The sequence below is a fragment of the Nostoc spongiaeforme FACHB-130 genome, assembly GCF_014698475.1.
Classification (GTDB): domain Bacteria; phylum Cyanobacteriota; class Cyanobacteriia; order Cyanobacteriales; family Nostocaceae; genus Nostoc_B; species Nostoc_B spongiaeforme.
On the sequence record NZ_JACJTB010000046.1, the window covers coordinates 32,973 to 53,342 of the forward strand.

The window sequence follows — 20,370 nt, forward strand, 5'->3', positions numbered from 1 at the left end:
CAATTAGAGAAATATTTCTTATAAATTCTCAATACTTTAAACCTAATTCTTGTTGCAACCGATACAGAATTGTATTTTGGTCAACTTGCGAAAGGATTTCTTGAATTACGGTACTCGCGCCTAATTGTCCCCAAGTGCAGCCTTTTTCGAGATAAATTTGGGCGGCTTTACCAACAGCATAAGCACCATAACCAGCAATTCCCGCTTGAGCGATCGCACTGCCAGCAAAACTAGTAATATTGACTGGATTATCACCACTAGCGATCGCCGCAGTACTTTTACCTAATCCTAATACAAAACTACTGCCTAATTCTCCTAACAATAAACCGCCAGAACTCATTAAAATCGTTTTGAGAATTTTCCCCGCTTCATAGCTAGTCATAGGTAAACCATACAACCTTGCCAAAGCCCGAATTAAAGCTAAATCAGCCACAGTTCCGCCGAGAATATCTAAAACTGCGATCGGATTTAAAGCTACAGCTAACGCTTTATATTTAGTAAATTGCCAGATAATTTCTTCTGCTTCTTTTTCGCGTAAATCTAGAGTTTTTTGAGCAATAGTCGCTTCGGCTTCCCTGGCTTGAATGAGTGCATTTAACGCCAGCAATGACCTACCTTCACGATTGAGAATCTTAAGTAATATTTGCTGGAGTTCGGTAATTTCTGGTGGTAGAGTTTCCCATTCATAACTCACACGTCCATCTGGCCATTCTACCCGTACTTCCATTGGTGCAGGTTCCGCCGCCACCATGACAATTTCATCAGGTAACAAAGGCGGCGCTTGGGGATTTCCTGCGCCCAGTTGTTGTAAATTGCGATAAATTGCGCCTCTGTCTGTATCTGGGTAAAGGTCAATTTTGTTAAACACCAAAATCAACGGTTTTTGCGCCTGACGTAAATCTAGTAACGCTTGATATTCTGTCCGTGTAATATCACCAGAAACAACAAATAAAATTAAATCTGCTTGACGCGCCACTTCCCGCGCCATTTTCGCCCGTGCTTCCCCCGCAATTTCATCTAACCCTGGTGTATCAATTAATTCAACAATAATTTTACCGCCTGGTGGTTGCCATCTCACAGACCTCGGCCATTGAGTCACCCCGTTTAAAGGCCCAGTTTGCAGAATCTTCTCTCCCAGCAAAGCATTTAAGACTGCGGATTTTCCCCGACTCACCAAACCAAACACCGCAATTTTAATTAAATTCGCCTCTAGTTTACTGAGTGTGGCATTTAAAGCGTCTAATTCTGGCTTGACCAAACCTGCCAATTGTGGGTTAGATGATAACTGCCCTGACTTACGAAGATATCCATACCAAGATAACGCTTGTCGGAGACTAGCACGGGCGCGGTTTAAATGAGTTTCTTCCAGGTTATTACGCACGGAGTTTGTTTGACTTAAGGGTGAAAATAATGTGCTGCTTTACAAAGAATTGATATTTCAGTTCTCTTTCATAGATATACATTAACGTATGAATTTTCAGTAAAAATTGTATAAATACCAAAATTTCAAGCCAGAAGCAGGGGAAATATAAACTCCACCCAATTGTAAATGTAGTTTTGGTAAAAAGGTTTTGTCATGTACAACCTCAATCAATTCACACTCAGAAATATGTCTGAATGTGGTTTAGCATTACGCCAGCTAGGGCAGAATGTGACAACAATGGAAGAAGCTGGTAGAGCCATTATTAACTATTTATATAAAAGCTTAGTTGATGACAAAACCCAAAATCAATCTTGCGCTTTGATTAGATTATTCAAAACACATTCCTATGGTGATTTGACTCCAAAACTACAAGCATCTGCTCGTGAATTGTTGGGTGATGGTGAGATTTTACCTGATTTGAAGTGTTTAACTTTGTTGGCAACGGTTGGTGAGCAGCCAGAATGGAATTCTCGTTATGAATCCCGTGGACACCAAGCAATTCCCTTGGCGAATGAAAATGCGATCGCAAATATTCCAATGGTTTCACAACTGATTCACCAACTAGGACTCGATCCAGGTACAGTCATCAAGCCTGATCCGTCGTTGATGGTTGATATAGAACAGCAGATGTACAACGTCTTTCACATTCCTGATGCGCTCGGTAGTCCTTATATTCCCGCACAACATGAATTTGTGATTCCCTTCAACATTAAATCAGTGGCGGGCTTTGGTGGAATTTTGCCTTCAGGAAATATGTTTGTGGTGATGATGTTTCTAAAAGTGGCAATTTCCAGTGCAACTGTAGATTTGCTGCGTCCCTTAGCATTAAGTGTGAAAACTGCACTACTACCCTTTGATGATGGTAAAACCTTTGTAGATTCCTTACCAGTCATCTCTGTGGGCGATCGCAAAATTGAACAGTTAAATTCTCAAATTGCCACCCTCACACAGTTATTAGATGTTTCTGAGCAAGTTACATTCATTCAGTCAGACCGCCTGGAACAAGCAATTACAGACTTACAACAAGCCCTCACTCAACTGCAAACAACCCAAACTCAAATAGTTCAAAGCGAAAAAATGTCAGCATTGGGGCAGATGGTAGCCGGAATTGCCCATGAAATCAACAACCCAGTAAATTTTATTCATGGTAATCTCAGCCACCTTGATAGCTACATCCAAGATTTGGTGAACTTATTCCAAGACTATCAAACAGAATATCCCGACCCACCCGCTAACTTGCAAGCCAAACTCCAAGCAGCAGATTTACCTTTCCTCATCCAAGATTTAACCAGTATTCTCCAGTCAATGCAGGTGGGAACTGAACGAATTCGCCAGATTGTGCTGTCTCTACGCAATTTTTCTCGTTTGGATGAAGCAGAAATCAAAGAAGTAGAGATTCACGAAGGTCTTGATAGTACTTTGGTACTGTTAAGCCATCGTCTTAAAGCCCAAGGCAAACATCCGGAAATTCAGGTAATTAAGGACTATGGTATTGTGCCTTTAGTTGAGTGCCACGCTGGACAACTGAATCAAGTGTTTATGAATATTTTGGCAAACGCTATTGATGCCCTAGAAGAATCTAATAGAGGGCGATGTTTGTCAGAAATTCAGCAACACCCGAACCAAATTACCATTCGCACTTCTATGATTGATGCTAAATGGGTGCAAGTTGCGATCGCTGATAATGGAGTTGGGATTGCTGAATGTATTCGCGCTAAACTCTTCGACCCTTTTTTCACTACCAAACCTGTGGGTAAAGGTACAGGATTAGGTTTATCAATTAGCTATCAAATAATCACAGAAAAACTCGGTGGCAAAATTGTATGTCATTCCACCATCGGACGGGGAACCGAATTTATCATCCAAATTCCTGTACGAACAGAGGAGTCAGAAATCAGAAGTCGGGTGTAGGAATGGTTGTACTATTGTTTCACAAATCCTCAATGATTAATCAATATCTCCCCCTTGTCTCCCTTATCTCCCTTCCCCCCCTTGTTCATATATCAAAATAAATCTCATCATTTTTATTCTCTAGCAATCACAATATCGTTAGATTTAATCACCGCATAGGCTTCCTCTCCCGCAACAATACCCAACTCTTCAGCAGATGTTCTAGTAATCATTGAGGTTAGCTCTACTTTGTGAACAATTTCTAATGTCACCTCACAATTAACAGCCCCAATGACAACTTTTTTCACCACACCCTTGAGAATATTACGGGAGCTAACTTTTAAAGCCTTCTTAGAACTACCAATTTCTCCAGTAGGTATTTCCGAATTTTCCTGACTTACCTGTGTAGTTGTTTGTGTAGTTGGTATTGAGGCTTGTGATGCTTGGTGTTTATTCAGACCACGCACAAGTTCCCGCAGAATCTCGGTTTTCGTGCGTTGAGAGTCCTGGCAAAACTCTTCCAGAATTTTCCGTTCCTCTTCCGATGTTTGAAATGTGATCCATCCTTGTTCTTTTCTTGGCATAATGTTACCAATTCAGTTGGTAAAGACTGGAATGACGCTCGGTATGATCCTACCAAGCGCCATTAAATTGCAGAAGAATCTATTGCTACACCATTTTTCTATGAAAAGAAGACAAATTCTTTCCTTTTTTGGCACAGCATTAGCTGGTTTGTTACTTGCTGTTTGTTCAACATTCATTGTACCTTCTGTTGTCACAGCACAGTCGAACGTTACTTTACTTGTTTCGGCTGCTGCTAGTTTAAAAGATGCACTAGAAGAAATTAAACCGATTTATCAACAAACTCAGCCCAATGTCAATATAAATTATAACTTTGGGGCTTCTGGGGCATTGCAACAACAAATCGAGCAAGGCGCACCAGCAGACATTTTTATTTCCGCCGGAAAAAGGCAAGTAGATGCTTTAGAACAAAAAGGGCTGTTGCTTCCCGGTACACGCTCGGTTTTGGCAAAAAACCGCCTTGTACTAGTTGTACCCAAAAATGTTACGGGCATTACCAGCCTTTACAATTTAAAAGAATCAAAAGTCAAGCGCATCGCTATTGGTGAACCTAGAAGCGTTCCGGCTGGTCAATACGCACAGCAAGTTTTACAAAAGTTAAATATTTGGTGGCAAGTAAGCTCTAAACTGGTTTATGCCAACAACGTACGTCAAGTTTTAGCGGCTGTCGAAAGTGGCAATGCTGATGCAGGGTTAGTATATGCCACCGATGCCAAAATTTCTGACAAGGTAAAAGTAGTTGTGGCGGCTGATGAGAAATACCACTCCGCAATAACTTATCCAATGGCGGTGGTTAAACGCACTAAGAATGCCAGTGCAGCCAAGGAATTTAGCCAATTTTTATCCAGCAGCCAAGCTAAGGCGGTACTCAAAAAATACGGGTTTATCCTGCCTTAAAAAAGGGTGAAGGGTGTAGGTGTTCAAAACCCTTACACCCGTTCTTCACAGACAACCTTTGTGAGTAAGTCCTGGTCATAATAAAAGCAGGTGTTACTTCGGTTTGGTTATGTACTTAACTTGGTTAGACAACAATAGTTGGTTAATTGAAATGAGTGGTCAACGGATAGTAGTTGACCCTTGGCTAGTTGGTGACTTAAGTTTTGGCTTAGATTGGCTGTTTAAAGGTTCTCTCAAACAAGAACGCTTAATCTCAGAGCAGATTGATTTAATATTGTTGTCTCAAGGTTTGCCAGACCATGCACATTTGCCGACATTAAAGCAACTTGACCATACAATTCCGGTCGTGGCTTCGCCTAACGCGACCAAAGTGGTTCAAAATTTGGGTTACACTTGTGTCACTTGTCTAGGGCATGGTGAAACTTTTACTTTTAATGATCAACTAGAAATTCGGGCTTTACCTGGTTCTCCGATTGGCCCGACTTTGATAGAAAACAGTTATTTGTTAAAAGAATTAGCTACTGATTTCACACTCTATTATGAGCCGCATGGCTATCACTCGCCACAGTTAAAACAATTTGCACCAGTAGATGTACTAATTACGCCAACGGTGGATTTGACATTGCCTTTAGTCGGCGCAATTATTCGCGGAACAAACAGTGCTTTGGAAGTAGCTAAATGGCTGCAACCACAATTTATCTTACCTACAGCAGCAAAGGCAGATACAACCTATGAGGGGTTGATGGTGAACTTTTTAAAGGCTGTGGGGACGGCTGAAGATTTGCGGACTTCTTTCCAGAAGAATAATCTTACCACCCAGGTGTTAGAACCTAAACCAGGCGATCGCCTGGAATTGAACTTACAAAATCGCGTCTTAGCCTGTTAATTTTAGTATAAGCGATCGCATGGGATTTATGAATAAAGCGATCGCTAATTTTCTCCAACCAGTTTAAAATCACCTCACAGAAAGATATTTATCTAATCTGTAAACTTACTAAATTTTTATCCGTCTTTTGCGGAATCGGAATAATCTGACTGTAGTTACCCTTTACAAAGTATCTACTCAGTTAATCAATGCCATAAATCAACCAATCAGGTGAATTTAGAACCATAAGTTTTCAGTTATAAAACACAGATATTAATACTAGTAAATTTATCACCCAACTATTACAACGAACTGAGGTATGAGCTTATGAAAATCTCCACTGTCACAACTTATTTTATTACTGTTGCTTCTGTAATTTTGTCTGCCGGAATTGCGTCTGCTCAAACAGGTAGTGAAAAAATATCACGTAATCCTGATGTTGTTAATACAACACATGGGCAAGTAATCACCACATCTGTTAACTCTTATATGTCCCCCAGTAATGTTGCTAATTCTCATGTTATGCAACCATTTAATCTGGTTTATCTTGCTTATCAAGGTAATTTAGAATCCCAAGGTATTCCTAGCGGCAACACTTTGATATTTCAACACCAGCACGGTAATGTTAAGGCAGAAGATGTGGTAAAAGCTGCCGTTAATGCCAAAAAAATCCCCAATCAATTTTTGTACAATCCCAGTTATCTCAGTGAGGTTGATGTACAACTAGCATCCCTACAAAAAACTTTTGCTCATTAAATTTACATAGCAAAAATGAAATAAATTTTACGAGCTTTGTATGAAAGAAGGGCTAGGGGTTAGTACAACAAGGAAAAAGTCAAAAGTCAAAAGGAAAAAGTAAAGAATCATCATACCACAAGCCTTTTTGCAATTCGAGATAGTCTGTTTATTTACGCTGACCTGTACTAGTATTTTTTACTCTACAAAAATTAATGTTTTCTGAAATCCCTAACTTTGTTCATCCGTTAGGGATTTTATTATTTATAAACATTAGATATGGCAGAAGGCAGGAGGCAGGAGTTAACAGTTTTACTATACCTGGCATTCATGCTTTTGAAATGTCCTCACCTATCCTTCGACTGCCATAGCAACCAACTTTTAACTCTGTAACCTATCACCTGCCGTACAACTTAGGCGGGTAAAAGTTTATGATAGGTAGAATATTCGGTTTTGGTGGGGATCAGCCACCAAAGGAAAGGGGGAAAGTTCGGTGCAAATCCGGCGCTGTCCCGCAACTGTGAAGGAAAGTTCAAAGGTTTACAAGCAACTTTCCCAGTCAGGATGCCCGCCGAATTATACAATTAAGTCCATTACATCTGCGAGGTACGGATGACTGCTGCCCATACTACTATTACAAGTAATTCTGACAATATTTCAGCTCATACTCATACTTTATTTATTTGCCAGACCTGCGCCAGCGTTTGGCAAGATGGTCAGCGTGTAGGTGAAAGTGGTGGTCAAAAACTTCTGCACCAAATTCAGCAATTGGCGCAAGATTGGGATTTGCGTAATGAATTTCCGATTCAAGCGGTTGAATGTATGAGTGCTTGTAACCGTTCTTGCGTTGTTGCTTTTGCTGCTAAAGGTAAGTTAACTTATCTGTTCGGTGATTTAGATGTTGATAGCAGTGCGGCGGCTGTTTTGGAATGTGCCGAGCAGTACTACACTAAAATTGATGGGGTATTGCCTTGGTCAGAACGACCCGAACCATTGAAACGGGGTATATTAGCGAAAATTCCACCCTTGTAAAATAGTGCTGAGTACTGAGTCTATACGTGTTTTAATTTTGGGTGGAACCACAGAAGCGGCGGAACTGGGGGTGAGAGTTACAACTATTGATGGGATTGAAGCGATCGCATCTTTAGCAGGTCGCACCCGTGAACCCTCGCTTCCCTCTGGAAATGTGCGAATTGGTGGTTTTGGGGGTGTGGATGGACTGGTAGAATATCTGCATCAAATGAAAGTTGATGTGTTAATTGATGCTACCCATCCCTTCGCCAATCAAATATCCTACAATGCGGCGGCGGCGGCCAATGAAGTCGGGATACCCAGATTAATGTTAATTCGTCCTGCTTGGGAGAAAACAACAGGCGATCGCTGGATTGAAGTAGACAGTAATGCAGCCGCCGCCGATATTTTGCCAAACCAAGCCAAACGAGTATTCTTAACAGTAGGCAGACAAGAACTTAGCACCTTTGCCCATCTTCAAGATATATGGTTTCTGATGCGGATGATTGACCCGCCTGGAAAAGATGCTTTAGTACCACCAGGGATTATCTTGTGCGATCGCGGCCCTTTTATCCTAGAAAATGAGCGGAAAATTTTGGTTCAGCACAACATTGATACCATTGTGAGTAAAAATAGTGGTGGTGATGCAACTTACGCCAAAATTATTGCTGCACGAGAACTGGGTATACAGGTTGTTATGGTCAAGCGTCCCTCAGTTCCAGTCGGCGAACAAGTTGCAGATGTTGATGGTGCAGTGGCTTGGTTATTAGGTAAATTAGAAAGTCAAAGTATAGGGTAAAATATTTCAGTTAAGGCTAAAAATTTCAGTCACTATCATCAATATTTTGTTGTTGGACTGCGATATCCCCGACTTCTTGAAGAAGTCGGGGATCTAATAAATCCCATAACATATCATCTAATATATATACTTTTTAAGTAAACAAATGATTCAAAATACTCCTATATCAACTATAGATAGTGATATTACACAAGCAACTACCGAAGAATTTCTCAATCTTGACAAAGCTCAACGCATGGCAGAATTTTTTAGCTTTTTAGGTGATGCTAATCGTCTGCGAATTCTCTCTTTTTTGGCGCAAAAAGAATTGTGTGTAAGCGATTTAGCCACATTATTAGATATGAGTGAATCTGCTGTTTCACATCAACTCAGAAATTTACGTGCCATGCGATTAGTTAACTATCGCAAGCAAGGCCGGAATGTATTTTATCGCCTTCATGATAATCATATTCTCTATCTTTATCAGGTAGTAGATGAACACCTTGATGAACCGGAATGAAGAATTCAGAAGGCAGGAGTCAGGAGTCAGAATTTATTAGAGGAAAAGTGAAAAGTGAGAACTCATAATTCAGATTACTTAATCAAGAGACAAAATTAAATATAATGCGAATCAAAAAACTGCATCATATCAAAAATTTGTCCTCCTGCCTTCCAGTTAATTATGATGATGGTGATAACGGCTAAAACCAGGGCCGTAAGTTGCTAATAAATTTTCCGGTGATAAAGCAAATTCTGGCTGACCAGTACAAACGACGGTTTGATTGAGACAAAGCACGCGATCGCAATGGCGACTGACCATATCAATATCATGAGAAACTTGTAAAATCGTCCAACCTTCTTCTTGCTTCAACTCATTAAGTAAAACATAGAAATCGGCTGCACCTTGCATATCAACCCCAGCAAAAGCTTCATCTAATACCAATAGTTTTCGCGGCATAACTAAACAATAAGCTAGTAATACTCGCTTTAGCTGACCACCGCTAAGAGTTCCAATTGGTTGATTCCGTAAATGATAAACCCCAGTGCGTCGTAAAGCTGCTGTCACTGCTGCTATCTTGTCTCGGTTTTGTTGCCATAATCGAGAAAACAAAGTATGTTTTGTTTTGGCTTTTGGCTGTTGAACTTCTTGATGCCATCCCAAGCCAATTAATTCACTCACAGAAATGGGAAAACTGCGATCAAAAATAAAATTTTGTGGCATGTATCCCAAGCAGTGGCGCAAATTTCCTAGTTTGGTAATGGGATGACCAAAAATTTCTACAGTTCCAGCATTTCGGGGTACTAAATCTAAAATGGCTTTTACCAAAGTACTTTTACCTGCACCATTCGGCCCCACTATAGCCGTATCTGTTCCTGGGAGTAATTCAAAAGAAACATCTCGAATCGCTAAATAACTGCCTTGATATACAGTTAATCCATCTACTTTTAAAATAGGTAAGTTCATAAATTAAATTTGGAAAATAATTATAAAATGGAATATTTAGCTTACTGACAGGCTGATTCTAGAGTTTGCAAATTTAATTTCATTGCCTTGAAATAGTATTGCGGGTCTGTCTCGCCTGTTTCTAAAGAATCTAGAGTTTGTAACTGTAATTTTAAATCTTGCGATAGACTTTTCAGCAATTTATTATCTACACCAGGTTCGCTAAACAAAGCTTTAACCTTGTATTTTTTGACTGTATTCACGACTTTTTGCACATCTGTCGGTGATAATTGATCTTCAGGAATTTCTACCACAGCAACTTGTTTGAGGTTATAGCGTTGCGCTAAATATGGATAAGCATCGTGAAAAGTGATAAAAGTGCAGTTAGGCTTTTTTTGTAAAGCTTGCTGAAATTCACTATTTAACTTGTCTAATTCCTGAATATAAGTCGCCGCATTAGCTGTATAAGCATCTTTATTTTTAGCATCAGCCGCAATTAATCCATCTCGAATATTCATTACCTGCTGCTTTGCTAAAACCGGATCTAACCACACATGAGGATTTCCCTCTGCATGGTCGTGGTCGTGGTCATGGTCTTTTTCTCCTGATGTAGTAGTTTCTACTGGAGAAATTTCGTTGAGGGGTTTAATACCTTTACTTGCATCAATTTCCACTAATTGCGGATTTTGAGCATTCTTAACTGTATTTTCGAGAAATTCTTCTAAGCCCAAACCATTTTTAACTAATATATTAGCTGTGGCGATCGCTTTAACGTTATCTGGTGTTGCTTGATACTCATGCACCTCTGTACCAGGAGGTACTAAAATTTCCACATCAGCCGCATCACCAGCCACCGCCTTAGTCAACAAGTAAATCGGTAAAAATGTTGTAACCACTTTGGTTTTAGATGATGTTTGAGAAGCTGCTTGTGCTTGTGGCGAACTCTCAACACTGCTGGTTTGATTGGTATTTGCTTGATTACAGCTGCTAAGACTCACTAGCAATGTGAGTAAGGAAATTAACGGCAACATACCTCTAGTTTGTCTTTTATGAGTCTTAGTCATTGGCTTTCTCCCAGAATAGGAGACTTGTTTACTTGTGGTCACTACTGACAATGATACTTATTCTAAATCTCATATTATAATAATTATCATTCTCACGCCATCTATCCCAGGATATTTTTGTGTCAGCCAACACAGCAGATTTTTGTAAATCGTGGCTATTGCTACCTCGACGGATGACATCCTGTCAAAGATTAAATATTTATTGACTTTATTTATTAAAAGAGTTACTGAGTACTGATAATATTTTGAGAATACTTTTTAAAAGTGTGATGGAAATAGCACAGTTATAAGTGCTACTGATAGTAGAGAAGTGTGAGGGAAAATGCAGAAACCATTGTCTTATTTGCTGCTGATTTCAGCAGTTAGCAGCAGCGTTATATCAATCAGTGATACTACTTTTGCCGAAGAAATATCGACCACATCAGAAAATAAAAATCAGGTATTATTTGTTACTAGTTCCAAAAAACCACTTGAGAATTACCGTCAAGAAAAGACAATGGCACAAGTTACCTCTGTGTCGCAATTGTCGGACGTACAACCTACAGATTGGGCATTTCAAGCATTGCAATCACTAGTAGAGCGTTATGGTTGTATTGCAGGTTATCCAAATAGTACTTATCGTGGTAATCGCGCACTCACACGTTATGAGTTTGCGGCGGGTTTAAATGCTTGTTTAGATAGAGTTAACGAACTACTGGCTACCGCTACGGCTGATTTAGTCACCAAAGAAGATTTAGCCACATTACAGAAACTCCAAGAAGAATTTACCGCAGAATTAGCGACATTACGAGGTCGTGTAGATGCTTTAGAAGCACGCACCTCTGAGTTAGAAGCAAATCAGTTTTCCACCACAACCAAACTCAGTGGGACTGCGATTTTTGCACCAATCAGTTTTTTTGCAGGCGATCGCGCCAACGGTGAGAACCTCGATAGAACCACTTCTTTTGGTGATAGAATCCGGCTGGATTTCAACACCAGTTTTACTGGTAAAGACTTGTTAAGAACCCGCCTACAAGCCACTAACCTAGATGCGTTGTCCGCTTCCACTCTCACACCAGAAGGGGATTTGCGCTTTGTAGATAACGCCAATTTCGGTTCTGGTAATAATAATGAAGTGGCTATAGATGCACTATTGTATAGCTTTCCTCTGGGCGACAAAACAACCGTCATCTTAGAAGCTAACGCTGGTGCGGCTGATGACTTTACAAACACCGTAAACCCATTTTTGGACGGTGATGGTGATTTTGGCGCATTGTCTAACTTTGGTACACGTAACCCGATATATTATCCCGTTGCTGGTACGGGTCTTGGTCTAAGACACCAATTTAATGACAAATTGGAATTAACTTTAGGGTATCTAGCCAGCAGTGCTAATGATCCTAGTTCGGGAAATGGTTTGTTTAACGGCGCTTATGGTGCTATTGGACAGTTAACAGTCAAACCAATTGAAAGTTTGACCCTTGGTTTTACCTATGTTAATTCCTATAATGCAGACTTGACTGCTGGTAGCAACCGTGCTAACTTGCGTACTGCTTTGGCAAGTAATCCAGCTTTCATTGATGCTTTAGGTGAAGGAATAGATTTGCCAATTTCCAGCAATTCCTACGGTTTTCAAGCATCCTTCCAAATTAGTCCAAAATTTGTGATTGGTGGTTGGGTTGGCTATACCAACACACGTACCTTAGCATCAGTTGACACCAATCTCGGTACTATTCCTCGCGGTGAATTAGACATTTGGAACTATGCTGTTACCCTCGCCTTCCCAGATTTAGGCAAAGAAGGCAGTGTTGGTGGCATTATTGTAGGGATGGAACCAAAAGTCACTGGTGCTAGTACTGGGTTGAGAAATGCTGTTGGTACAGATCCTGATACTTCACTGCATATTGAAGGCTTCTATCAATACAAACTCAGCGATAATATCAGCATTACACCTGGAGTCATCTGGTTAACTGCACCAGACCATAACAACGACAATGATGATATTGTGATTGGCACAATCCGAACCACTTTCACTTTCTAAATCGTCAAACTTTAGCAGAAGAGGCAAATGTTAATTTTGCATCTGCTTGATTATTTAATATGACTAAAGTCATACAATCAATGGTGACTTTAGTCTGATTTATTTGATGATGGAAGATTCAATAATAATAGAAGGCTAATAAGTCAGCTACAAGCTATTACTACTAAATCTGGGAGTTTAGTAGAGACTTCATAGCTCAGGGAAAGTTAGAACTTTCCCTTTTTTTATGAATTCACAAACATAAAGATTGTACATGCAAATCTTTGAGTGTGATTGTGAAATTATGCTGTTTTTCTGTAGCAATAAATGAAACGATCGCCTCACAAGTCACCGCCACAGTTAACATCACCAAGTTTCTCGCCAGTGGATAGTCACAGATATCATCATTCACATCAGAAGGGACGCGATAAACGTCATTCCAAATGATTTCTGCATAATCAGCAGCTAACCCAGCATGAATACAAGGAATGCTAAATTGATCAGCATAATCTTTCACCGCTTGGCGTGACACACTGTTGTCAAAAACATCAACAATTAGCTGACTATCTTTAAGTAATTGATGGGTATTTTCTGATGTCAATTCTTTAGTTTTAGCATCAACTTTCGTACCAACTGCCCGATATAAATTATTAGCCAAAATTTTCGCTTTGAATGCACCGACATCAGCACGGTAGTAAGGTTGAGTGGAAAGATTACGTTCCTCAATGCGATCGCGATCAATTACCGTCAGTTTATCAAAACCAGACCGAGCCAAGTTCTCAGCAATGTTAGCGCCTAATGCACCCGCGCCACAAATTGTTACAGGATAATTCTTTAACTTTGCCATAACAGCATTGCTGCGATAAAGCTGTTCGTGAAAAAATATGCTCATTATCCTCAATACTCCCGTTGTTCCATGACAGCAACTAAGGATTGCAAATCAAAATCGCGATCGCGTCCACTCAGACAAATACCAGAACTAACTACAGTCAAATCAGTTTTAGCGATCGCACTACTGTGACGCACACCATCCGCAGTTGTCCAATCGACTGTCCAGTAATCACCGCGATCGTGAAATTGGTTTAATTCACCACCACCCATCTGCAAAGCTTTTTTCAATCGCTTTTCATCTTGTTTGGTTTGATCAAAACCCTCAATTCGCTTAGTTGCTAATTCATACACAGTGCGAATTTCTGGAGTCAAATCTTTAAACTGCAATTCCTCCACGGGAATCAGTTGCTTCACAGCAGATTGCAGAGTTTCCACAATTATCGGATCTGTGCGGCGATCAATATCCTCAAACCAGCAAGATTGTCCATTCCAACGGGCGATAATTTGCTCAAATACACCAGCCTCCGTTACTAAATGTACTGCGATCGGTTTTACTACTTGCGATCGTTGACGCATATCTACTTCATTCACCGGATATGCTAACCAAGTTTTTCCCTGTAATTGATGTGCTAACCGCAGCCTGATTTGGGGAAAATGTTGCAAATATTCTCCAATTTGAGGTAATTCAGCTTCTTCAACAACCTTTGCTGTCTTCGTATCCACAGGCTGAAAAATACCCCAACCTTCAAATTTACGCGGCTTTGGTGTGAAGGTGTAAACCATACCCGCTACCTTTGTGCGAACTCGTCCACCTTTGACACAAGGCGCGAGAAATTCACTAGTAAATAACTCGGCTTCTGCACTAGCAATTTGGTTAATTAGTTGACGGATGTTAGTCATAAGTAAGTTTCAGATCCCCGACTTCTTTTGATTCATATCTTGCACCCAGCGACTGAAGTCGCGGCTACACAGACAAAACCCGCCTGCGCGGGTTCAAAACACTTGATTTTCTGTTAGTCCGCGTAGGCGGACTACCCTTCGGGAAGCCACTTGCGCGTCTACGTTTTTGTAGCCGCGAATTCCATTCGTCGGGGCTAGATGCTGGGTGCTAAAGAACAATTTTAAAATTGCAATATAGGACTAATATTTGATTTGGGAAAACAAGTACATTCAGACAAGATTTCTTTCCTACTCCCTACTCCCCATTCCCTACTCCCTGTCTACACAAGTAACTTCGGAAATCAAATCTAATTCCTAATATAATCCCGCGTGCAAGTTGGTAGAGCATTGCGTTTTCTCAGTTACTAGAGGGACTCGACTGGTGAGTTGTTACACACTCTTTAAAAGATGGCTACTTTCAAGCCAACTTCCCAGGTTCTTTGCACTCCCCATTCACAAACGCCCACTGCATTTGACAGTGTTACTTTTCCTCTCGTACTAGTATGTAGGCTCCAAGAGTTTGGTCACGCAGGATTTATAATACATTATACTACAAAATCTGCTAGGGATGGCAAGAAGGTTAAGTTCGCAATCTCTTCTTTCTCTTTGCGTTCTTTGCGGTTCGTTAAAAAAAATTGCTTGAGGTTATTAGGTGCGTCACGTATAAACATAACGCACCCATTTTCGATTCTACTTATCCTCACGCACAGGCAATGGCATATCTAGAATCTCCATTAGCAACTCTAAACGAGAGGGACGTGTTAGAAGTGGGACAAGGTTAGGCAAGCTGTAGTAGTCGCCAGCGAAGGTGAAAGTTTCTACAGGTGCTTGCTGCTGCTTGAGTTGAGTTTCTACCCAGTTATAATAAGTACCAAGACGAACAATTACAACATTAGGCATCACTGCAAACTCACGACAGTAAGTCCTATAGGCTTCACTGAAGTAAGGTGTAGCATTTTCACCTTCATCTGTCACCAGAATAATTTGGTCAACTACCTGCTTTTTCTTCCGCATTGCTTCCAATGCACAGCCGATACTCGTACCACCACCTGCATTGATGTGCTGGAAGGCACGCTCCCAATCTGTTAACTCTTTGCCTTTGGCGGTGACAGGGTAGGGAATGGTATCGAAGGCGTAGACAAACAATTCTGCTTGGGTGATACCAGAGATAAGGGCAGCAAGTTGCTTACCAAGAGCGATCGCATTATCCATTGAACCAGATTTGTCAATCAGCAAAGCGGTTGGACGGGCAATTGTTCCGCGTCGTTTCACCTGCTCGTTAGTGACTTTTTCCAGTCTTGCAACGGTATCTGCGTCGAAGTCTGCGGTGTCTGCGGCAATCTGGGCTTTAAATGCAGCCACACGCCCACTTTTAGATGCTTCTTCTAGCTTAAAATCAATCAGCTTTTTGACTTCTGGATGATCCATTGCACCCCGCGCCTGGAGTGACTTGAGGTTATTGATCACTTCTTGCGGAGTCATGCTGTTGATTAACGCCACCAAAATAACTGGTGTAAGTTGTTTGATTGCACCGATCGCAATAGTATAGGGAATCTTAAATTCCACAATCAACCTTGCTTGTTCGGCGGTACTGTTTGCCTTAGCCAGTTGCTTCAACACATTTGCCAAAGAACCTTCTGGTGGAGTGTCGCGGAACAAAATCGCATTTGCGCGTTCATTTGGCTTGATGTGCAGAGACGCATACAAATGCTTCATGGCTTTACGTCCTCGCAGCGCCGCGCGATCGAATAAAACCGGATTGCTTTCTCTGGTTTTGAGGTAACGTCGCACCGCAGTCCGCGCCGAACGTGGCATTTTATTTTGCTGCTGCTTCATAAAATCTACTACACGAGCCACCTGATAAGGTGGAAGCTCTTGCAGCATCATAAATCCAGCATCTCTGTGTTCAGTCAAATTGCTAGTCAGCAAGTGAGCCACAAACACTTCTTTGTGATCGCGGACATCACCATAACGCTGATACCAAACTGCCAAATGTCCGTAAAATATGGGGTCGAGTTCAACAATTAACTTATGAATTTCTGCAACTTGCTCAAGTTTGCGGTGAGGCGTTGTCAGCAAACTGTTGAGCATTTCTAAACGCAAGTCGCGTTCTGTAGTATTCATAATACCTCCTCAAAAAATTTTAGATTTTGGATTTTAGATTTTGGATTGCAATCTAAAATCTCAAAATTGCAGGAGGCAGATGTTGCACGCGGGGTGATATTGTCACCGCGCAAGTTTTAGAAGCATTTGTGTAACTGATTCAGAGTTATGTAAGCTTCTGCGATCGGGGCGCGGCAACAACTGCCGATATTATGTTATTTGAGAGAAACAACAGCACCAGTTTCCTCTAGTTGCTGTTTGAGAGTTTCAGCCGCTTCTTGATCCAATCCCGACTGCACCACTTGAGGAAGGGAATCTACAAAGTCTTTTGCTTCTTTGAGTCCCATTCCAGTTAGCGTACGGATGACCTTGAGTAAGGTAATCTTTTTTTCCGCCGGAACCGATACCAATAAAACATCAAATTCGGTCTGAATTTGCGGTTGAATTTCATCTTCATCTCGTTTACCAATCCGAACTAATTTCGGTGTGGAACTATCAACATTGAATGTTGCTTCAATCTGCTTGACTAATTGAGTAGTTTCGTTGGCAGTGAGAGACTTGAGTTGTTCTAAAATTTCTAAAGTTTTCACAGACATAGCAACCTCCAATGAGTTGCATTTAATTCATAATTGATGATGAATAGAATCACTTCGTGTAAGTTAAAAAAGCTGTTGATTCATACACGGGAGTTGAACCCGTAAACTCTTGCTTTTAAGTCAATTGCCTATTCCAATTCGGCTAGTATGTAGGCTTTTGAGGTTAGGACACGAAGTGAAAAATTTTAAGTTTGAGAAAGTTGTTTTAAAATCCATCGAAGTTGTTTTTTATTACACTGTTGCTTTTTCACAGCGTAAACGCCACCGGCTAAACAATACTCATTAAGTACACCTTTAAAAATATCCTTGGTATAATTCTTTGGGTCTGGGGGAAAATCTTCAAAAGTAATGAGATACCAAATATCGTTTATTTTTTGGTATTGATGATAATTATCAATGGGAATAACGTCATTATTTTTTGGTAGACTCCACCTATGAGCTACTCGCCTTGCTACACAAAGAATCCCAGTCTCTGGATGAACATAGAAGCAATTGCGGTCAATTCCATCTAATTTAATTCCATACCACCGATAAGACTTCCCATACAAGACACCATCAATTATTTCTACGTGGCGTTCAACGAAATCCCACAGATGACTAATAACGTGTTGTCCTGTCATTGTGTTAGTCTTTAAACGTTGACAGAGTGCGCTATAAACATCATCCCAAGGTTGTCCAACATTAGAGCGCAAAAACCGACGCAAAGGGCCAAGCTGATCTGAAGGATACTTTGTTCTATGTCTGCGGTTAGTTTTAATTATGTAGGGATTTAATAATCCATCTTCAATTGCTTCCTGAGTGAGTTTATATAGTTGTTTTTTATAGCCTGTCTGCTTTTTAAGACTAATTCTTTTACCATGACGAGGGCGTTCAATCACAATTTCGTTCAAACGATGTTCGCTCATAACTTATGTTATTTAAAGATAGTTTTACTGATGAGGTTTTGTGGCTACATAAGTTATGGGACATCATTGAAATCACCTCTCTATGATTGAATTAATGTTTTAGTTAAATACAATTTCAATTATTGGAATTCCGCACAAGTTAGCAAAGCTATTTCACAGTCGCCTTTACCAATTAGGCTACGCTCCCATTAGTGGAAGCGGTAGGACTTGAACCTACATATCCATTGCTGGATGGTGTGTACGCTTTACAAATCAGGGCGCGGAATAAATTCTTAAAGAATTCCGTGCGAGTTCAAAAAGCTTGTTACAACTACGGCCGTTCTTACCAAATATTGGCAGTGGACACGCACGCTAAATCTGCGAGAGACTTAGAAATCATGCTTCGCTAGTTCGATCGCTCGAATTTTACTACCTTAGAGCCGTTATCAATGTGTATGTATGCTTGATGTGTCAGGACACGGAATATTAGGGTCTTCAACCGTAGACAGCTTCAGGACGCACAATCAAATCACCGCTAGGGCGACGATCTACTATGTAAGCAGAAAGGCGATCGCTATTGATATCTAAATGTCGCGCTACCTGTTCTTTAACTGTTACATCATTCATCCCTGCAACAATTCCTAGTTGTCTTTCTGCAACATCAACAGAACGTCCTTCAAATCGAATATGAACCATTGGAATCACCTCTTTTAAATTACAAATTATTATTAGTGGATCTGATCGGAATTGAACCGATACCCTCCCTGTGAGAGTTGCACTCACTCCTCATGCAAGTTGAAAAAGCCGTGGTAACACACGCAGGAATCGCACCTGCAACTTATCGTTTACTAAGCGATCGCTCTACTATTGAGCTAGTATGTAAGCTTTTTCGGTTAGGACACAAGTGGAATCCGGGAACTCTACCGTTAGAGCTACAGACCCATGTTTTCATGATTGCAATGACCTGATTGAAGTTAATCAAAGTCAAAGCAAATGGAACCGTTGGGAATTGAACCCAAATCCTGCAACCGTCCGTTTGTTGGTTTCGGAGCAGTCGAACGCCAATCGCGGCCCCGACAGTGGGTAATGCCGAAAATAGCTGTGTTTATCAAGTTATCGAGGTTCTGCAAGGATGAATTTTTGCCTTTTGAGTGGGCTGTCATCCTTGTATTACATTTGTAGTATGTATTTCAGATAATGTCAAGAGGATGGTTAAAAAAGATAGAGGGTAGCACCTCGACTTCGCTTGGCGACCAGCAGAAAGCAGATTCTTACCCCTTGCGCCCAGCATCCTACCCCTGATTCTCTTCAAGAAGTCGGACATCTTTTTGGGCTAGATATTGAAATGATTTTGTGAATATTCCGGGACGAATTTCACCGTATAAATACTATGAAAAAATATCATCCCTCTTGGATATTGTGGAAAATACGGTTATTTAAATACTTTTATGAGATGATATTTTCTCTATAATTTCATGCTGCATTTATCTAACATTAATTGAATAGAAACTACATTAGTAAGACAGTTATTTAGTCATACTAACAATGTCGATAAAACATAAAACAAAATTTGCTGTGATTCCTCTATCTCTAGCTACAGTTACCTTAGCGAGTTTAATACAACCAGCTATGGCTGTTAATTTGGGAGTCGCACAAGATTATAATGTCTTCGTGTTAGGAGATATGAATCAAAGTTCTGACTCTGAAGGCCGTGTAGCAGTTGGTGGTAATGCAACATTCACCAATTTTGGTATTGCTGACCGTTTAGCTAATTCTAATGGTACAGATACTAGACTGATAGTAGGTGGAGATTTAACTTATAACGGTGGTCAAGTTTTTGGTGGTAATGCTGTTGTCGGTGGTAGTGTTAAAACTTCTGTGAATTTCAACTGTTCTCCAAACTGTGGTGTTAGTTCAGGTACACCGCTTAATTTTGAGACAGCCCGCCAAGAATTAACTTATCTTTCTGAATCTTTAGGTGGGTTAAGTTCTACAGGTAATACAGAGTATAAATGGGGTGGAATTCATCTCCAGGGTAACAATAGTGATTTAAATATTTTCACTATTGATGGTTCACAGTTTTCTAACAGTACTTATCTGAATATTGCTGGAGTAGGTAGTAATTCTACAGTAATTTTTAATATTTTAGGTAATAGCGTCAACATTAGTAACTTTGGACTTAACCTTAATGGACTGAATAAGCAAAATATTTTATTGGTTCTTCCGGTATTTTTATGGTGAGTAATAAAGTTTAGTAAATTTTAGTAACTATATTTTAATGATGCTCAGGCTGAAAACATAGACTGTGTAAGTATTACAACAGTTTTAA

22 protein-coding genes, 1 tRNA gene, 1 riboswitch and 1 other annotated feature are annotated in these 20,370 nt (G+C 40.4%); of the genes, 10 read left to right on the forward strand and 13 right to left on the reverse strand.

What is annotated here, in order from left to right; genetic code table 11:
• Nucleotides 1–28 precede the first annotated feature (28 nt).
• On the reverse strand, nt 29–1,381 hold the full coding sequence (locus H6G74_RS25220) for a DUF697 domain-containing protein (RefSeq protein WP_190970257.1): 1,353 nt from the start codon (nt 1,379–1,381) through the stop codon (nt 29–31).
• A 195-nt stretch (nt 1,382–1,576) separates the two neighbouring features.
• On the opposite strand from H6G74_RS25220, the gene H6G74_RS25225 reads away from it, so the two are divergent.
• Complete coding sequence (locus tag H6G74_RS25225) at nt 1,577–3,334, forward strand: sensor histidine kinase (RefSeq protein WP_190970258.1); 1,758 nt, start codon at nt 1,577–1,579, stop codon at nt 3,332–3,334.
• Between the two features lie 113 nt (nt 3,335–3,447).
• On the opposite strand, the gene H6G74_RS25230 is transcribed toward H6G74_RS25225, so the two are convergent.
• Complete coding sequence (locus tag H6G74_RS25230) at nt 3,448–3,897, reverse strand: TOBE domain-containing protein (RefSeq protein WP_190970259.1); 450 nt, start codon at nt 3,895–3,897, stop codon at nt 3,448–3,450.
• A 100-nt stretch (nt 3,898–3,997) separates the two neighbouring features.
• Here H6G74_RS25230 and modA point away from each other — a divergent pair, with 100 nt between their 5' ends.
• The 6 genes from modA (at nt 3,998) to H6G74_RS25260 (ending at nt 8,701) form a co-directional block, all read left to right on the forward strand.
• A complete protein-coding gene (gene modA, locus H6G74_RS25235) occupies nt 3,998–4,792 on the forward strand; it encodes a molybdate ABC transporter substrate-binding protein (protein ID WP_190970260.1) in 795 nt (264 codons plus the stop codon).
• A 109-nt stretch (nt 4,793–4,901) separates the two neighbouring features.
• Nucleotides 4,902–5,678, forward strand: coding sequence for an MBL fold metallo-hydrolase (locus H6G74_RS25240; RefSeq protein ID WP_190970261.1), 777 nt, complete (start codon nt 4,902–4,904; stop codon nt 5,676–5,678).
• A 306-nt stretch (nt 5,679–5,984) separates the two neighbouring features.
• Nucleotides 5,985–6,413, forward strand: coding sequence for a hypothetical protein (locus tag H6G74_RS25245; protein WP_190970262.1), 429 nt, complete (start codon nt 5,985–5,987; stop codon nt 6,411–6,413).
• Nucleotides 6,414–6,823: 410 nt separating this feature from the next.
• A riboswitch (cobalamin riboswitch) is annotated at nt 6,824–6,982 on the forward strand.
• 22 nt (nt 6,983–7,004) lie between these two features.
• On the forward strand, nt 7,005–7,424 hold the full coding sequence (locus tag H6G74_RS25250; RefSeq protein WP_190970263.1) for a DUF1636 domain-containing protein: 420 nt from the start codon (nt 7,005–7,007) through the stop codon (nt 7,422–7,424).
• Between the two features lie 22 nt (nt 7,425–7,446).
• A complete protein-coding gene (locus H6G74_RS25255; RefSeq protein WP_190970275.1) occupies nt 7,447–8,202 on the forward strand; it encodes a cobalt-precorrin-6A reductase in 756 nt (251 codons plus the stop codon).
• 235 nt (nt 8,203–8,437) lie between these two features.
• Complete coding sequence (locus H6G74_RS25260; RefSeq protein ID WP_242051349.1) at nt 8,438–8,701, forward strand: ArsR/SmtB family transcription factor; 264 nt, start codon at nt 8,438–8,440, stop codon at nt 8,699–8,701.
• Between the two features lie 156 nt (nt 8,702–8,857).
• On the opposite strand, the gene H6G74_RS25265 is transcribed toward H6G74_RS25260, so the two are convergent.
• Both H6G74_RS25265 and H6G74_RS25270 read right to left on the reverse strand, forming a co-directional pair.
• Nucleotides 8,858–9,646: a metal ABC transporter ATP-binding protein gene (locus H6G74_RS25265; protein WP_190970264.1), complete on the reverse strand. Its 789-nt coding sequence runs from the start codon at nt 9,644–9,646 to the stop codon at nt 8,858–8,860.
• A 41-nt stretch (nt 9,647–9,687) separates the two neighbouring features.
• The gene (locus tag H6G74_RS25270; protein WP_190970265.1) at nt 9,688–10,689 is read right to left on the reverse strand and encodes a metal ABC transporter solute-binding protein, Zn/Mn family; all 1,002 of its coding nucleotides are present in this window, start codon (nt 10,687–10,689) and stop codon (nt 9,688–9,690) included.
• A gap of 322 nt (nt 10,690–11,011) precedes the next feature.
• On the opposite strand from H6G74_RS25270, the gene H6G74_RS25275 reads away from it, so the two are divergent.
• Complete coding sequence (locus H6G74_RS25275) at nt 11,012–12,709, forward strand: iron uptake porin (RefSeq protein WP_190970266.1); 1,698 nt, start codon at nt 11,012–11,014, stop codon at nt 12,707–12,709.
• A gap of 232 nt (nt 12,710–12,941) precedes the next feature.
• Here the strand turns inward: H6G74_RS25275 and H6G74_RS25280 are convergent, their stop codons facing one another.
• The 8 genes from H6G74_RS25280 to H6G74_RS25310 form a co-directional block, all read right to left on the reverse strand.
• Nucleotides 12,942–13,580, reverse strand: coding sequence for a ThiF family adenylyltransferase (locus H6G74_RS25280; RefSeq protein ID WP_190970267.1), 639 nt, complete (start codon nt 13,578–13,580; stop codon nt 12,942–12,944).
• A 5-nt stretch (nt 13,581–13,585) separates the two neighbouring features.
• Nucleotides 13,586–14,419: a hypothetical protein gene (locus H6G74_RS25285; RefSeq protein ID WP_190970268.1), complete on the reverse strand. Its 834-nt coding sequence runs from the start codon at nt 14,417–14,419 to the stop codon at nt 13,586–13,588.
• A gap of 406 nt (nt 14,420–14,825) precedes the next feature.
• Nucleotides 14,826–14,908 (reverse strand) — a sequence feature (23S ribosomal RNA rRNA prediction is too short).
• Nucleotides 14,909–15,003: 95 nt separating this feature from the next.
• Nucleotides 15,004–15,129, reverse strand: a complete 126-nt coding sequence (locus H6G74_RS31640; RefSeq protein WP_277927182.1) for a hypothetical protein — start codon at nt 15,127–15,129, stop codon at nt 15,004–15,006.
• Between the two features lie 19 nt (nt 15,130–15,148).
• Nucleotides 15,149–16,582 carry a vWA domain-containing protein gene (locus tag H6G74_RS25290; protein ID WP_190970269.1) on the reverse strand — a complete coding sequence of 478 codons (1,434 nt, stop codon included), beginning with the start codon at nt 16,580–16,582 and terminating at the stop codon, nt 15,149–15,151.
• Between the two features lie 194 nt (nt 16,583–16,776).
• A complete protein-coding gene (gene rplL, locus H6G74_RS25295) occupies nt 16,777–17,157 on the reverse strand; it encodes a 50S ribosomal protein L7/L12 (protein ID WP_190970270.1) in 381 nt (126 codons plus the stop codon).
• 81 nt (nt 17,158–17,238) lie between these two features.
• A tRNA-Leu gene (locus tag H6G74_RS25300) sits at nt 17,239–17,309 on the reverse strand.
• Nucleotides 17,310–17,342: 33 nt separating this feature from the next.
• Nucleotides 17,343–18,062: a hypothetical protein gene (locus H6G74_RS25305; RefSeq protein ID WP_190970271.1), complete on the reverse strand. Its 720-nt coding sequence runs from the start codon at nt 18,060–18,062 to the stop codon at nt 17,343–17,345.
• 474 nt (nt 18,063–18,536) lie between these two features.
• Nucleotides 18,537–18,737 carry a hypothetical protein gene (locus H6G74_RS25310; RefSeq protein ID WP_190970272.1) on the reverse strand — a complete coding sequence of 67 codons (201 nt, stop codon included), beginning with the start codon at nt 18,735–18,737 and terminating at the stop codon, nt 18,537–18,539.
• A 92-nt stretch (nt 18,738–18,829) separates the two neighbouring features.
• Here H6G74_RS25310 and H6G74_RS25315 point away from each other — a divergent pair, with 92 nt between their 5' ends.
• A complete protein-coding gene (locus tag H6G74_RS25315) occupies nt 18,830–19,009 on the forward strand; it encodes a hypothetical protein (RefSeq protein ID WP_190970273.1) in 180 nt (59 codons plus the stop codon).
• Nucleotides 19,010–19,015: 6 nt separating this feature from the next.
• Here the strand turns inward: H6G74_RS25315 and H6G74_RS25320 are convergent, their stop codons facing one another.
• The gene (locus tag H6G74_RS25320; protein WP_190970274.1) at nt 19,016–19,204 is read right to left on the reverse strand and encodes a hypothetical protein; all 189 of its coding nucleotides are present in this window, start codon (nt 19,202–19,204) and stop codon (nt 19,016–19,018) included.
• A gap of 382 nt (nt 19,205–19,586) precedes the next feature.
• On the opposite strand from H6G74_RS25320, the gene H6G74_RS25325 reads away from it, so the two are divergent.
• Entirely contained in the window at nt 19,587–20,282 is a 696-nt protein-coding gene (locus tag H6G74_RS25325) for a choice-of-anchor A family protein (RefSeq protein ID WP_242051348.1), read from the forward strand.
• The last annotated feature ends 88 nt before the right edge of the window (nt 20,283–20,370 follow it).

What these genes read in the sequence shown, in the direction of transcription:
- H6G74_RS25320 (WP_190970274.1), bottom strand. Translation starts at nt 19,204, where the DNA reads ATGACAGCCCACTCAAAAGGCAAAAATTCATCCTTGCAGAACCTCGAT.
- H6G74_RS25250 (WP_190970263.1), top strand. Translation starts at nt 7,005, where the DNA reads ATGACTGCTGCCCATACTACTATTACAAGTAATTCTGACAATATTTCA.
- H6G74_RS25260 (WP_242051349.1), top strand. Translation starts at nt 8,438, where the DNA reads ATGGCAGAATTTTTTAGCTTTTTAGGTGATGCTAATCGTCTGCGAATT.
- H6G74_RS25225 (WP_190970258.1), top strand. Translation starts at nt 1,577, where the DNA reads ATGTACAACCTCAATCAATTCACACTCAGAAATATGTCTGAATGTGGT.
- H6G74_RS25315 (WP_190970273.1), top strand. Translation starts at nt 18,830, where the DNA reads ATGCAAGTTGAAAAAGCCGTGGTAACACACGCAGGAATCGCACCTGCA.
- modA (WP_190970260.1), top strand. Translation starts at nt 3,998, where the DNA reads ATGAAAAGAAGACAAATTCTTTCCTTTTTTGGCACAGCATTAGCTGGT.
- H6G74_RS25245 (WP_190970262.1), top strand. Translation starts at nt 5,985, where the DNA reads ATGAAAATCTCCACTGTCACAACTTATTTTATTACTGTTGCTTCTGTA.
- H6G74_RS31640 (WP_277927182.1), bottom strand. Translation starts at nt 15,129, where the DNA reads ATGTTTATACGTGACGCACCTAATAACCTCAAGCAATTTTTTTTAACG.
- H6G74_RS25265 (WP_190970264.1), bottom strand. Translation starts at nt 9,646, where the DNA reads ATGAACTTACCTATTTTAAAAGTAGATGGATTAACTGTATATCAAGGC.
- H6G74_RS25310 (WP_190970272.1), bottom strand. Translation starts at nt 18,737, where the DNA reads ATGGTTCATATTCGATTTGAAGGACGTTCTGTTGATGTTGCAGAAAGA.
- rplL (WP_190970270.1), bottom strand. Translation starts at nt 17,157, where the DNA reads ATGTCTGTGAAAACTTTAGAAATTTTAGAACAACTCAAGTCTCTCACT.
- H6G74_RS25275 (WP_190970266.1), top strand. Translation starts at nt 11,012, where the DNA reads ATGCAGAAACCATTGTCTTATTTGCTGCTGATTTCAGCAGTTAGCAGC.
- H6G74_RS25240 (WP_190970261.1), top strand. Translation starts at nt 4,902, where the DNA reads ATGTACTTAACTTGGTTAGACAACAATAGTTGGTTAATTGAAATGAGT.
- H6G74_RS25230 (WP_190970259.1), bottom strand. Translation starts at nt 3,897, where the DNA reads ATGCCAAGAAAAGAACAAGGATGGATCACATTTCAAACATCGGAAGAG.
- H6G74_RS25270 (WP_190970265.1), bottom strand. Translation starts at nt 10,689, where the DNA reads ATGACTAAGACTCATAAAAGACAAACTAGAGGTATGTTGCCGTTAATT.
- H6G74_RS25290 (WP_190970269.1), bottom strand. Translation starts at nt 16,582, where the DNA reads ATGAATACTACAGAACGCGACTTGCGTTTAGAAATGCTCAACAGTTTG.
- H6G74_RS25280 (WP_190970267.1), bottom strand. Translation starts at nt 13,580, where the DNA reads ATGAGCATATTTTTTCACGAACAGCTTTATCGCAGCAATGCTGTTATG.
- H6G74_RS25285 (WP_190970268.1), bottom strand. Translation starts at nt 14,419, where the DNA reads ATGACTAACATCCGTCAACTAATTAACCAAATTGCTAGTGCAGAAGCC.
- H6G74_RS25305 (WP_190970271.1), bottom strand. Translation starts at nt 18,062, where the DNA reads ATGAGCGAACATCGTTTGAACGAAATTGTGATTGAACGCCCTCGTCAT.
- H6G74_RS25325 (WP_242051348.1), top strand. Translation starts at nt 19,587, where the DNA reads ATGTCGATAAAACATAAAACAAAATTTGCTGTGATTCCTCTATCTCTA.